The sequence below is a fragment of the Candidatus Hydrogenedentota bacterium genome (assembly GCA_018005585.1).
In the GTDB taxonomy this organism is placed as follows: domain Bacteria; phylum Hydrogenedentota; class Hydrogenedentia; order Hydrogenedentales; family JAGMZX01; genus JAGMZX01.
In genome coordinates this window covers 3285-16111 of sequence record JAGMZX010000138.1, presented here as the reverse complement: position 1 = coordinate 16111, position 12827 = coordinate 3285, and the positions used below count along the sequence as shown (strand labels likewise).

15 protein-coding genes are annotated in these 12827 nt (G+C 64.1%); 2 read left to right on the top strand and 13 right to left on the bottom strand.

The window, feature by feature from the left end; all coding sequences use genetic code 11:
• The 13 genes from KA184_18940 to KA184_18880 all read right to left on the bottom strand — a co-directional run.
• The coding region (locus tag KA184_18940; GenBank protein MBP8131661.1) for an SPASM domain-containing protein at positions 1-1580 on the bottom strand (1580 nt) is incomplete at its 3' end.
• Positions 1580-2524, bottom strand: coding sequence for an ABC transporter permease (locus KA184_18935; protein ID MBP8131660.1), 945 nt, complete (start codon positions 2522-2524; stop codon positions 1580-1582). The genes KA184_18940 and KA184_18935, both read right to left, overlap by 1 nt.
• Positions 2521-3573 (bottom strand): ABC transporter ATP-binding protein, encoded by a 1053-nt coding sequence (locus KA184_18930; protein ID MBP8131659.1) that lies wholly within the window; start codon positions 3571-3573, stop codon positions 2521-2523. The genes KA184_18935 and KA184_18930 overlap by 4 nt, the downstream gene beginning before the upstream one ends.
• Positions 3574-3575: 2 nt before the next feature.
• The gene (locus tag KA184_18925; protein MBP8131658.1) at positions 3576-4337 is read right to left on the bottom strand and encodes a CPBP family intramembrane metalloprotease; all 762 of its coding nucleotides are present in this window, start codon (positions 4335-4337) and stop codon (positions 3576-3578) included.
• A complete protein-coding gene (locus tag KA184_18920; protein MBP8131657.1) occupies positions 4334-4978 on the bottom strand; it encodes a GNAT family N-acetyltransferase in 645 nt (214 codons plus the stop codon). The genes KA184_18925 and KA184_18920 overlap by 4 nt, the downstream gene beginning before the upstream one ends.
• A gap of 9 nt (positions 4979-4987) precedes the next feature.
• On the bottom strand, positions 4988-5506 hold the full coding sequence (locus tag KA184_18915) for a GNAT family N-acetyltransferase (GenBank protein ID MBP8131656.1): 519 nt from the start codon (positions 5504-5506) through the stop codon (positions 4988-4990).
• Between the two features lie 387 nt (positions 5507-5893).
• The gene (locus tag KA184_18910) at positions 5894-6061 is read right to left on the bottom strand and encodes a hypothetical protein (protein ID MBP8131655.1); all 168 of its coding nucleotides are present in this window, start codon (positions 6059-6061) and stop codon (positions 5894-5896) included.
• 38 nt (positions 6062-6099) lie between these two features.
• Complete coding sequence (locus KA184_18905) at positions 6100-6276, bottom strand: hypothetical protein (GenBank protein MBP8131654.1); 177 nt, start codon at positions 6274-6276, stop codon at positions 6100-6102.
• Between the two features lie 100 nt (positions 6277-6376).
• Positions 6377-6517, bottom strand: coding sequence for a hypothetical protein (locus KA184_18900; protein ID MBP8131653.1), 141 nt, complete (start codon positions 6515-6517; stop codon positions 6377-6379).
• A 275-nt stretch (positions 6518-6792) separates the two neighbouring features.
• The gene (locus tag KA184_18895; GenBank protein MBP8131652.1) at positions 6793-6936 is read right to left on the bottom strand and encodes a hypothetical protein; all 144 of its coding nucleotides are present in this window, start codon (positions 6934-6936) and stop codon (positions 6793-6795) included.
• A gap of 188 nt (positions 6937-7124) precedes the next feature.
• A complete protein-coding gene (locus KA184_18890; protein MBP8131651.1) occupies positions 7125-8120 on the bottom strand; it encodes a Gfo/Idh/MocA family oxidoreductase in 996 nt (331 codons plus the stop codon).
• Positions 8121-8163: 43 nt separating this feature from the next.
• A complete protein-coding gene (locus KA184_18885; protein MBP8131650.1) occupies positions 8164-9141 on the bottom strand; it encodes a Gfo/Idh/MocA family oxidoreductase in 978 nt (325 codons plus the stop codon).
• Between the two features lie 79 nt (positions 9142-9220).
• On the bottom strand, positions 9221-10036 hold the full coding sequence (locus KA184_18880; GenBank protein MBP8131649.1) for a TIM barrel protein: 816 nt from the start codon (positions 10034-10036) through the stop codon (positions 9221-9223).
• Between the two features lie 267 nt (positions 10037-10303).
• On the opposite strand from KA184_18880, the gene KA184_18875 reads away from it, so the two are divergent.
• Both KA184_18875 and KA184_18870 read left to right on the top strand, forming a co-directional pair.
• The gene (locus KA184_18875; GenBank protein ID MBP8131648.1) at positions 10304-11191 is read left to right on the top strand and encodes an NAD(P)-dependent oxidoreductase; all 888 of its coding nucleotides are present in this window, start codon (positions 10304-10306) and stop codon (positions 11189-11191) included.
• Between the two features lie 89 nt (positions 11192-11280).
• Positions 11281-12827 (top strand): UvrD-helicase domain-containing protein (locus KA184_18870; protein MBP8131647.1); only part of this gene is annotated, 1547 nt, incomplete at its 3' end.

The following is a 12827-nucleotide window of genomic DNA, read 5'->3' as shown; positions in this document are numbered from 1 at the left end:
TCGGGCCGCACGCGCAGCAGCCCCATCGGCGCGCCCGTCTTGCGCAAGAGCAGGAACTCGTGTTCGTACTCGCGCGGATACAACGAGTCCATTTCGCGGTCATAGCGCGTGGCCATGAACATCCCCGATTCCGTGCACAAGAAATAGGCCGCTTCGTTCCAGTTTTCCCAGCGGGTGAGCAATTCGGCGTCGGCTTCTTCGAGGGGCCGCAGGCCAATCTGCTTGCGAAACGCCGCGCGCGCCAGTTGGAACAGCGACGGGCGCCGCGCGCGCCCGAGGTTCTCGTAGATGCGCGCAAAGGGAACGCCGCGCGACGCCAGCAGATTGAAGGCGGCCACGGCCGCTTCGAGCCACGCACGCTGCGCGTCGCACCACGGTTCATGCGGGGTCCGGTAGTCTCCCGAGCACGCCTGATGCACCGCGGCCGTCCCGCCGCCGCACAGCCCGCGCGCCCAGCAGCGCATGCACGCGGCCGTGGTGACCGCCCCCACGTCGTCGAAGCGCTTCAGCAGCGCCTCATCAACCCGCCCCTGTTCCAGGGAGCCGGCGCGGAACGCCGCATCGCCCAGCCAGAGCCGCGACGGGTAGACGTTGCCGTTACGGTCCACCGCCAGTTCGTTGGTCCCCGCCGGGTCCGCGCGCCGCGCGGGCTGGCCCTGGTAGATGCGCAGGAAGAGCGGCGCGATCGGGTCCAGCCGGAAGTAGCGGCCTTCGAGCAACCGGTTCGCGTAATAGACCGCGGTCGTACGCAGTTCCTCGAAAACAGCCGCGGGCGCAATCTCCGGATGGGCGGCGAATGCGGCGTCCAAGTCCAGTTCAATGACCGGAAATCCAGATTCCTCCAAAGCCTGGACCGCGTGTGCGAACCTGGCGGAACCCGGGGTCAACACAATGCGGCCCGATACCGCTTGTTCCGGCGAGAACGTCTTCGCGAGCCGGCCCAGATTGCCGAATCCCGCCCGCGCGAGCGGCGCCAGGACATCCCGGGGCGGCGGCCCCCCGCTCCGGAATTCCCATTGCGCGCCGCAAGCGTGTTCGCGTAACGGTTCCGGTTCGCGCAAGGGCAGCGGACCGATCCGCACCGCCACGGTCAGCTTCTTGCCCGCCAGTTCGCCCAGCCGCAGCGCTTCCTCGCAGCCGCGCGCAGCCGCGCCGGCATCGAAGCCAGCGGGGGCGGCCTCGATCACGAGCCGAAGGTCCTGTTGCGCGCCGGAACGGGCCAGCAGCAACACCGCCGCATCGCGAATACGCGTCGGGTCAGATGCGCCCGCGCCGAGTTGCAGCGTCAGCAGCTTGAGCCCGCGCTCCACCTCGAAACGCTTGATCAATTCGTCGCGGCCGGGCGTCTTGAGAATGGCCTTGGTTGCGCGAAGCCATTCGAGTTCGCTGATGACTTCGCCGGCCTCCTTGGGGTCATACCGGTCCCGGAGCCGATGCACGACATGGTTGGCGGCGGCCCCCGGGTAGTATTCGAGCACGTCCCACGAGATCTGGTCGCACTCGAAGCAGAAACACGACTCGGGATCGATGGCGTATCGGCGTTCGCCGTGCAGAAAACGATGCAGCGCCGGTTCCGGCATCAATAGGCCCCCAGCGTGCCCTTATGGCGGCTGTGATTCTCCATGATCTTGAAACAGGCAATGCCCACGGACGTCCAGAAAACGCAATTCAAGAGCAGGAAATAGAAACAATAAGGGGCTTCGGGAAGAAAAACCGACCGCCCCCCGCCCTCGATAAACACATATTTGAGGCAGATGGCCGCATCCGTCACGGGAAGCACGTGGAGGAACGCCGTCATGAGCCAATTCCCATGCAGCAGCCGCTCGTCGGCAAACAGCGCGAGACCGAACAACACGAGCCGGACGATGATCGCCAATTGGCCGGTCTGCTTGAACACCAGGACGAGCCCGCCGACCATGAAACCGAACCCGAGCAGGTTGATGAACGTGAGCGCCAGCAGCACCGGCGCCGCGACCCAATCCCAGTGCAACGAGCCCTGCAACGACCACGTAATCAGCCAAAGCATAATGCCGGACGACACAATGCTGTTGACGCCGCCCACCACGGACCGCGCCAGGAAATTGGTCACGAGTCCGTAGGGACTCAGGCACAACTGCTCGAGCACCCCCATCTGCGCCATCCCCTGAAGCCCCTGCGTGAACAGGCCGACGATGCCAAACGCGAACAGCCCAATAATGAACCCCAGCACATAGCTCGTGGCCTTGTTGGGGTCGGAAACCAGGCCCGAAGCGATGCCCGGCCCCGATGCGGGCTTGCCGTCACGCTCGACGGCGCCGTCCGGGGGCGCTTGGCCCGGCGGCGCCTGTTGCGTGACCGCTGTAGGCGGCGGCCCCCCGGGCACGGCCTGCGAATCCGCGCCGCCACGCGACATGAACCCGATGATCAGACCCATCAGCATGCCGTACCCGACGATGATGCCCGTCAAGGTGCGGAACCAGTAACGCCGCGTAATAATCCACGACCGGACGATCTCCGCCTTCAGGATAAGAAAGAAACCCCTCACGGACGTTCTCCAGTCAATAACGCTGTCGCATCGGGACGTTCCGAGGTCAATTGCAGGAAGACGTTCTCGAGCGTCTGCTGTTGCTGATGAATCGACCGCAATTGATAGCCGCCCCGGCGCAGCCGCGCCATCACCTCATAGAGCGCTTCGGAACGCCCGGCCGTCTCGCGCACCAGGGTCACGGCGAGCGTGGGGCCGTCTTCCCCGTCTTCCGCGACGGCGGCAGTGACGCCCGGGATATCCGCGAACGCGTCCGCACCGGGAACGCGGTCGACCCGGAACGCGAATACCTGCTCCGAGAACAAGTCCAGCAATTCCGCCGTGGGCCGGCACGTGACCAATTGCCCTTTGTTGATGATGCCGATACGGTCGCACAGTTCCTGCGCCACGGCCATGTCGTGCGTGGTCACGAGCACACATTTGCCAAGCTCGCGCGTCATTTGCACGACGCGGTCCTTAATCGCGCGGCTGCTCTGCACGTCCAGGCCCGTGGTCGGTTCATCGAGCAGAATAATGCGCGGGTCGGCGATGAGCGAGATACATATGGCGAGCTTCTGCTTCTCGCCGCGCGACAGCCGGCGCACCTGGACATTCTTCTTTTCGCGCAGGCCGATGAAATCGAGAAGCCGGTGCGAACGCTCCTTCAATTCGGCCCCGCGCACGCCCTTCAAATTGCCATAGTACGCCAGATTCTCAAGCGGGGTAAGCGGCCAGATGCTGGTGCGCGTGCCCTCGAGCACGACGCCGATCTGGCGCAGCACCTTGCCGCGATGCCGCTCGACATCAAGCCGGTCCACGTAGACGACGCCCCGGTCCGGCCGCACCAGGCCGGAAATCATCTTGACCGCCGTCGTCTTGCCCGCCCCGTTCGGCCCGAGCAGGCCGAAAACCTCTCCCGGCTGGATCGCAAAGCTGATATTGCGCGCCGCGTGCACCGTGCGCCGCGCATAGAGCCGGCGCTGCCGCGTTTCCTCGTCCAAATGCAGGAAATGGCGCGTCTGAAAGGTCTTGTCGACCTGACTCAATTCAACGAGCGGATGCACCATCATGGTTACGCCAAACACCTCAGGGTACGCCGGTTCGTCATCGCGCTCCAGCGCCGCACGCTCCGGCCCCGCCGGCGCGCCCTGAACACGACGGCGCGCCTGCGCTGCCGCAGAGCTCCGACGCGAAGCAGGTGCTGCTGATACTGAAGCTCGAAATTGCGGACCGTATGCACAACGATAACGAGAATCAGGCTGCCGGTCCAGTGGTAGAGCGCGCCGAGCAGGACCGAATAGGCCAGAAACTCGAACGACTCGATACGGGGGCGCCGCACCGCGTGCTCGTGACCGACCGCGAACAGGAATGCGACCATGCATATCGACACGGCGCTGAGACCGGTCGCGGCAATAAGCAGGGGCTGCGCCACCGCACGGAAGATGATTTCTTCGACGATGCTGTTGTGCAGCAGGGCGAACATCGGGCCGGGCCGGCCGGCAAAAAACGCGCCGCGCCGCGAGCCGCGCAGAAAATAGAGGCGCAGGCTGCGCAAAAGGCCCCGCACGTCCGTCGAGGCGTTGGTCACGAATAACGAAACGGCATGCGCCAGGTATCCCGCCGCAAGGCCGCCCGCAATGCCCAGCGGGGAAAACAGACCGCGGGAGAGAACGCCCCGCTCGAAAGCAAGCCACAGTGCCGCCGCCAGCAAAGGCGTCTGCAGGCCAACCCAGCGCCACTGATCCGGGCGCGGGGCCACATCGCGCGCGCGGGCGTGCCGCCATACCGACGCGCCCGTGTACAGGAACAGCAGAACCCAGAAGATCGGCTTCACCCGGCACCCCCTTCGGCGCCGGACTCGACGGAAGATTCCCCCAGGAGGTTTCGAATCATGTCTTGCAGCGAGACGCCTCTGACCCGGCCGGTCCGCTCGCGAAAAACCTCGAACTCCCGGCGCAAGAGGCCGTACCCGTACACGTCGTGTAACGCGCCGTCGCGGGCAACGTGCTCGCGCAAGGTCAGTTCGCGCACCGCGCCGGTCTTCTCGAGCAGCCGCCACGATGCCCGGTTGAAAGCGTAAATGTAAGCCTGAACCCGGTGCAGGTTGAGTTCATCGAAACAATATTCGAGCGTGCGATAGGCTGCCATGCCCGCCACAAGCCCGCTGCGGAATTCCTTGCGCCCGATGTAGAAGTCCACGCTGCAGCAGCGGTTGCGCCAGCTGATGTGCTGCAGCGAGAGCAGCCCGATCGGGCCCTGCTCCTTCGAGTCAATGACCAGGTAAATGCCACCCGGCATCGTGTGGCTCGCCGTGCGGCCCAGCATCGACACTATCTGCTCGCGGACCTGCCGCGGTGATCGCGCGGGGTCGCCGTAGAGGAATCGCGCGAAATCGGGGTCTTCAACCCAGCCGACGATAATATCCAGGTCGTCGCGGTCAGCGCGCCGTATGAATGTCGTCAGCGGATCACGCATGCAGATTTCCTATCCGGCAAACCGGGTAAACACTTCAAGACTGTGCCAGCGCCCGAGCGTATACAAGGCATCGCGCTGCACGCCGTTGCTCTCGAAACCGTGCCCCGCCAGGAACCCCTTCAAGGCCGTCTCGCCTTCGAACGCGTGGGCGAGCAGCTTGCGCAGACGCAGCCGCACGAACGCGCGGTCGAGCACGAACTCAAGCACGTCTTCCGCCAGCGGCGTTGCGTAGGCCTCCTCGTCGAGGAACAGCAGCGCCGTTTCGCCAAATGCCGCTTCGGCGTTCACGCCGCGCACGCTGCAAAACCCGCGAACAGCGCCCGTCGCGTCTTCGACCGCATAAAGCGCGCCCTGCTGCACCTCTTTGCGGGAAAGCAGCTCGCGCACGTCGTCCGGCGTCGGCATAATCGGCTCCCGCTTGGCGTCGAGCAGCGCCGCGCGCGGGCGAGCCGGGTCGTAGAGGCGCACAAGAGCAGGCGCATCCTCCGATTCGGCGGCGCGGATATACCCATACGGCGTCTGAATCATGAGGCCCCAGTGCTCCAGCAAAGGCTGTCGGGGTAAGCGCTACCCCAGAAAAAACGCAGACGGCCCGAACTGTCTCCCGCCGCCCGACCTCTTCCGTGCGGCTTCTTCCCCATCACCTGGGACATTCGGGTCTCGCAGATCAATGGACTTGCCGTCCCGTCAGGGCGGAATACGCCTCGCGAAAACGCGTCAGAACGTGATTTCCCGGTTTTTGTCGTACCGGAAATCCTGCCATGCGCGCCACATCGCATTCATGAAGTCCGTGAACGCGTCCGCGCGCTGCATCGTAATCTTCCGCAAATGCATCATTTGCTCACTCCACGGTCTCTCGTTGCTCTTCCGGCGTCACGGTCCTGCCCCGCTCACCCCGCGGGTGCGCCAAGCGAATCACGTCGTATCGTCATCCCCGCCGTCCGGCAGCGGATTGTCGGGACTCTTGTTCTGAAACAACGGGATACTGATCTCGATAAGGTTCATGGCAAAAGTCAGCTTGACTTCAGGCGGGATTTCAGAGGCGCTGGCCGGCGCGCGCGTCACCGGATGTAACCGTATCATACGAATCATTCCTCAAGCCGCTCGCGCGGCCACTGCCATCAGGCGGGGGTCTCGTCGTCCCCTCCCACCTCGTTCTTTATCTGCAGGACCGGCACGAAAAAGTCCGTCAAAATGCTGACCAGGAAACACAGTTTAACCTGATAATCACTGGTCGGGTTGGTACACAGGTCGGAGGCCGCGTACGGCGCTCTAGATACCGTGCAAACATGTTTCATGAGAAAATCCCCGGCTTGGCTCTATTGCTTCTTAGATACTATATTATGGGTCTCTTGTCCACAATGACACTATATATGGTGCTGCTCGGGGCCGCGCGAGTCACCCCGTAGCTCCCTCCTTGGCCAGCAACGCCGTTGCGACAACCGTCATTAACTGTGCGACCACGGAGATCACCTGTCCGGGTGTCGCGCCCAGAGAAGCACGCTTCGGATGCGTCGAAATAGTTACGACGTGTTTCATATTTGTCCTTCCCGTCAACAAGGCACCGGCCAATTGTCACCGGGGTCACGACGCAGTATAGCACCGGCTGCAACCCCAGTCAACGAATCCAGACGCCGCCTGACCAGCTGCGAAGACACGGCTAACCTCAATCGCGGCGGGCGCTTGCGCCGTCTTCGCATCTATCTGATCATGCGCATCCGCAATCCGATGCAGACTTACGATTCTAATCGCCCCGACGGCGAAAAAGTTCCGAAGAGCAAGCCGTGCAGCCGCGGTGCGGCCCGGATGCACGACTACTGGTCGTCATCCGCCGCCGCTTCCTTGGAAAGCAGGGACGCGCCCACGACGGACATCATCTGCCCGACCACGGCCAGAATCTGCGCAATGGTGATTTCAGGCTCACCCCACGATATTGACAAGGTCTTCAAGTGTTTCATGTGATGTCCTTTGCCGCTTGCCGAAGCGGCCCGCGCACGGCTTTGACTCCATGTTCCGGCGCCATCCTGCTCTTTAGAACGCTTCCTTCCAGCTTACCGGCCGAAACGCGCCTTGTTACATGCTTGCCAGCACTTCTGTTGAACGCATGAGACCGGCGTTTTGCCGACACCGGCGCGGCCACGCCGGTTCAGGCCCGCAATTTGACCACATTCCCCGATTTCAGGGATTCATACGCCGCTACGGTCACTTCCGTGGCGCGCAACCCGTCGAGACCCGTCGCGGCAGGCGGACGTTTCTCTATAATGGCCCGGACAAAATCGCGGATGAGTCCCAGGTCGGCGTTGGTGCCCCAGGAAACCCATTCCGTCTTCATAGCGGCATCGCTGTAGACATCCACGCGCTGGTTGAAGGCGTCCACGTTCAGGACACCCTTCTCACAGATGAACTCGAAGGTTACGTCGCCCCAGGTCGGGTAACTCCTCGGCCGGCTCCAACTGGCCACGTGCGAGACCTGGATGCCTCCCTCCATTTCCAGCTGGAGCAGGCCGACATCGTCCGTTTCCAAGACTCCCTCGTGCAGTACGTTTCCGGCCTCGCAGTACACCTTGCGAAATTCCTTGCCCAAAGTCCACCGCAGCCAATCGGCGACATGCACGGTGTGGTCCATCGTGGCGCCGCCGCCAGAAAGCTCCTCATCGACGAACCAGTCGCCGGGGTTCGAGCCGTTATTCGTGCAGGAAACGGCGTAGACGGCGCCGAACTCGCCCGAGGCGATGCGGTCGTGGGCCACGCGCAAGGACGCCGCGAAACGGCAGGGGAACGCCGTGCCGAGGCCGACTCTGGCCTTTTCGCAGGCCTTGATCATGGCGTGGGCATCGGCCACGTTCGTGGCCAGCGGCTTTTCACAAAGGACCCACTTGCCCGCGGCGGCGGCGCGCGTGGTCATCTCGCGGTGCTTCACATTCTCGGAACAAATGATCACGCCGTCCAGGTCCATTTCGAGGAATTTCTCCTGCTTGGCCAGGAACGCCGTACCGAACTTCCGGGCGGCGGCGCGGCCCCGGCGCGGCTTGTCGTCCCAGATAGCCGCGAATTCGGCCTCGGGCAACGCCTTCAGGCACGCGGCGTAGTTGTACGCGTGCATGTGAGCGAAACTCATGATTCCAATCTTCGTTTTCCGCATGGTCGCAATCTCCTCGACGCGCGCGGCCCGCGCGCCGGTAGCTTCACAATTCCACGGGTTTCCCGGTATCGGCGGATTTCAGCGCGGCGAGGGCTATCTCGACCGCGCGCACCGCGTCTTCGGCGGTAACCCGCGGCTCGTGCTTCCCCTCGATCCAGCCAATGAAATCCTCCCATTCGAGCTGGTACGGACTGACGTCCTCGGCGCTGGACGGCACCACCATGGTCGGCGCGGCGCCCTTGACCTCGCGTTTCATCGCGCTCAATGAGCTCACCTTGCTGTCGAATTGAATCGCGCCGCCGCTGCCGCAGACCTCCACCTTGACCTGGAACCCCGCCGGATGGGCCCACGTGCCAATGACAAGAGCGAGCATCCCATTCTTCATTTTCATCGTGACTTGCGAATAATCAAGCTTCTCCGGTTCCGACCGCCGCAACGCCTGGCAGAAGATGCGCTCCGGCTCGCCGAACATGTAACGGACCCAGTCCAGGTCGTGGATCATGCAATCGAAGGTCACGCCCCCGCTCTGCGCATAGTCGCGGAACCAGCTCGTGGGGCCGCCGGGATAGAAGCCGCCCCGGTAGAGCTTCGCGAAGCCGGGCGTCCCGATTTTGCCTGCGCGGATTTCCGCCCGGATCGTTTCAAACTCGTGAAAGTAGCGGACCACGTGACCGACGAACAGCTTCACGCGCGCTTTCTTGGCCGCCGCGATGGCCGCCCGGCACTGCTGCACCGTGCTTGCAAACGGCTTCTCGCAGAAAATGTGCTTGCCCGCCTTCGCCGCATCGGTCACCGCGCCCGAATGGCGCGGCGTCGGCGTCGTAACGAGGACGATATCCACGTCTGGCCGGCGAATGACTCCGTCCATGTCCGTGGACGCCGACGCATTGTACTGACGCCCAAGCGCCTTCGCGGCGTCCGGGTCCTTGTCGGTACACGCGACGATCTTCAAGCCGGCGCGCGTGGCCATTTCCGCGTGCAGGCGTCCGATGCCACCGCATCCTACGATTGCCAAATTCATGGCGTTCTCCTTTTCCGTGCGCGGCGCAGCCGCGTGCGCCGCGTAACCTCAAGCCGCATGGAAGACGTTTGCGTTGCCCTTACAGCTCCAGAATAGCCTCCAATGCGATGTTGATATGCCGCAGGGTCGCCTCCACGCCGTGCTCATACGGCCCGTATTCGGCCGTGAGCGGTCCGTCATAACCGATGGCCCGCAATGCCGCCATCACCGCAGGCCAGTTTACATCGCCTTCGAGCAGCATGACAAAGCCGTTGATGTCCGCGACCGGGAGCCGGAAATCCTTCATGTGAACCTTGCACACGCGCCGGCCCAGGATGCGCAGCCACTGTTCCGGATACCCGTAGACCAGCATGTTCCCTACGTCCACATAGGCTCCCACGCAGGGGCTTTCGAACTGGTCGATGAAATCGCGCATCTCCACCGGGCTCAGCAGGAACTTGTTCCAGACGTTCTCCACGGCGATGCACACCTGCAACTGCTCCGCCAGCGGGGCCAGGTCCTGAATCGCATCCAGTGCCCGTTCCAGGGCCTCGTCATACGCGGTCTGCCCGTCCACGACACCCGGCACCACCAGCACCGCATCCGCGCCGACGGCATAAGCGGCGCGCAACATGCGCTCGACTGTGGCCTTGCCCCGCTCACGGATGGCCGGGTCCGGCGAAGTCAGCGGATACGTCCAGCCCAGCCCCGTGGCGATGCTGCCCAGCCGGAGGTTCAGCTTGTCCGCGTGCCTCCGCAGCGCGACGAGTTCGTCCTCTGCAATGGCGATAGGCGTGGGACCATCCTCGCCCAGACAGATCTCAAAGGCCTCGAGACCCGCCTCGGCGGCAAGACTCATTGCCTTCTCCGGCGGCATGCCGGCGGGGAATGCCCACTGATTGACTCCTCGTAACATGACCTTGCCCCTCCTTGCACGTTCCCCAGTTTCAGGCCCCCATTATAGCCCGCACGGCAACGCGCCGCGACTATGGCGAACCAGCGGCCGGCGGCAGGCGTGTCACGGCGGGCGCCTGTGCGCGCGTCCTTGGCTTCCCGCCGCGGCAGGCCGGGGCAGGTCGGGGACGCCTGCCCGCTTGCCTTGCGTCTACGGCCGCTTTTGCCGGAGCGCGCGTCTGGGTTATGCTCCGTTTCGAGGAAGCACGCGTAAGGAGGTGCAAATCAGATGCGATTGTTACTCACGGGCGCAGGCGGGTTTGTCGGTGGCAGCGTGGTTGCACAGGCCGGGCCCGAATGGGAAGCGCATGCGCTGACCCGGGGCGGCGCGCCGCTGGAGCGCGACAACGTCCGTTGGCACGCGCTCGATCCGCTGAATTTCGACGCGCTGGACCGGGCGGTACGCGGCATCGCGCCGGACGTGATCATGCACGCGGCAGCCATCGCAGACATTGATTTCTGCGAGGCGCACCGCGACGAGGCGCTGCGCGTGAACGTCGAATGGACGCGGCGCATGGCCGCGCTCGCGGTGGAACTTGGCGCGCGGTTCCTCTATCTGTCCACGGACAACGCGTTTGACGGCGAGCATGGCCCCTACGCGGAAGAAGACAGGCCGGTCCCGGCGAATTTCTACGGGCGCACGAAAGTGATGGGCGAGGAAATCACGAGCGCGCTCGCGGTTCCATGGGTCATCGCCCGGGTCTCGATCGTCATGGGCCTGCCTCTCGGCGGCGCGGGAAACTCCTTCCTGTCGCGTATGCTTGCGAAGTGGGAGAAGGGTGAGGCGGTCGGGGTGCCGCCGGTCGAGGTTCGCTCCCCGGTCGATGTCGTAACGCTTGGCCGCGCGCTTCTGGAACTGGCCGGCAACGATTTCACGGGATTCATTCATCTCTCAGGCAACGATATTCTGAACCGCTGCGACCTCGTGCGGCGCATCGCGAAGCGGCTGGGTTATCCGGAGGATTGGGTTGTGCCCAACGACCCGGTGCTCCTTCCAGGACGCGCGCCGCGCCCGCGCGATGTGTCGCTGAGCAATGCAAAAGCGCGGCGCGCGCTACGGACGCCCATGCGCGGCGTCGAAGACGGCCTCGACCTGATTCTGTCGATGCGGGGCTGAGACGCGGCACGGACATTGCGGCGCCGCTGCCCCCTCCTGCTACAATCCCGCGCTTTGCGCAGCGGTTACAACTTTCGAAAGACTCTCTCGTGCCCGACGATACCGCACATCTTCACGGGTTGAATCCGCGTCAGCGGGAAGCCGTGTTGCAGACGGAAGGGCCGGTACTCGTGCTGGCAGGCGCGGGTAGCGGCAAGACGCGCGTTATCACGCAACGCATCGCGCACCTGCTCGCATCGGGCCGCGGCGCGCCGGCGTCCATCCTCGCCGTAACGTTCACGAACAAGGCGGCGGACGAGATGCGCGAACGCGTCGCAAAGGTGGTCGGGCAAGAACGGGCGGCGCGGATCACGATCGCGACCTTTCACTCCTTCTGCGTGCGGGTGCTGCGCGAGCACGCCGACCAGGTCGGCTACCGGCGCACATTCACAATCGCGACGGAAAGCGACGGGCGCATTCTGCTGCGGCGCGTGCTCGAAGACGCGGACCGCGGCGAAACATTCAGCCCGGCGCTGTTCCAAGCGGCCATCAGCCTCCACAAAAACTCGGGCACCGCGCTCGGGAAAGCGCGGCCTAAGGCGAAACAGAAGGTCCCGGCAACGCAGGAGAAGTACCGGCAGCATCTTCCGGACGTGTTCGAGCGGTATCAGTCGGCGTTGCGGGCGGCGAACAGCCTCGATTTCGACGACCTCCTGCTGATGACGCTGCAACTGTGGCGCGAACATCCGCGTATTCTCGCCGCGTACCAGCAGCGCTTCCACTACGTCATGGTCGACGAATACCAGGACACGAACCGCGTGCAGTATGAGTTGCTCCGGCTCTTGGTGGAGAAGCACCGCAACCTGTTCGTAGTCGGCGACGACGATCAATCGATCTACGGCTGGCGCGGCGCCGATGTGCGCAACCTGCTCGAATTCGAGCGAGATTTCCCCGAAGCGACGATTGTCACCCTCGACCAGAATTACCGGTCCACCGTGACCATCCTCAATGCGGCGAACGCGGTCATCCGCCACAACGTCAAACGCCGTGAGAAGCAGCTCTGGTCGAATCTCGGCGAGGGCCGTCCCATTGACTGGATCGTCACGGGCAACGAGGAGGACGAGGCGCGGCGGTCGGCCGCGTGGCTCGGGCATATCCGCTCACGCACGAAGGCGCCGTACGCATCCTTCGCCGTGTTGTATCGCTCGAACCTCCAGTCGCGGCCCTTTGAAGTGGCGTTCCGCCAGGCCGGCATCCCGTACGTCGTGGTCGGCGGCCAGGAATTCTTCGAGCGCGCGGAAGTGAAGGACATCGTCTCGTACCTCAAGGTGGCCGCAAACCCGCATGACGAGGCCGCGTTCCTGCGTGTGGTCAATATGCCGCGGCGCGGCGTCGGCGACGCAACGCTGCACGCGCTACACGACCTGTGCCGCCGGGAACGGCTCTCGTTCGGCAACGGCATCGCGGCGCTGCTCAAGCGCGGCCTCGCGCCGCCGCAGGCGCAGGAGGGACTGCGCCAGTTCCTCGGGCTCGTGCAGCATTTCCGGGCGCGGTTCCGCGAGGGCGGCGGTTTGCGCGCCATCGCGGAAGAACTCGTGGAAGCGACGGGCTACTGCGCGGAAATCGGCCGCACGTGCGGTAACCGCGAACAGGCGGA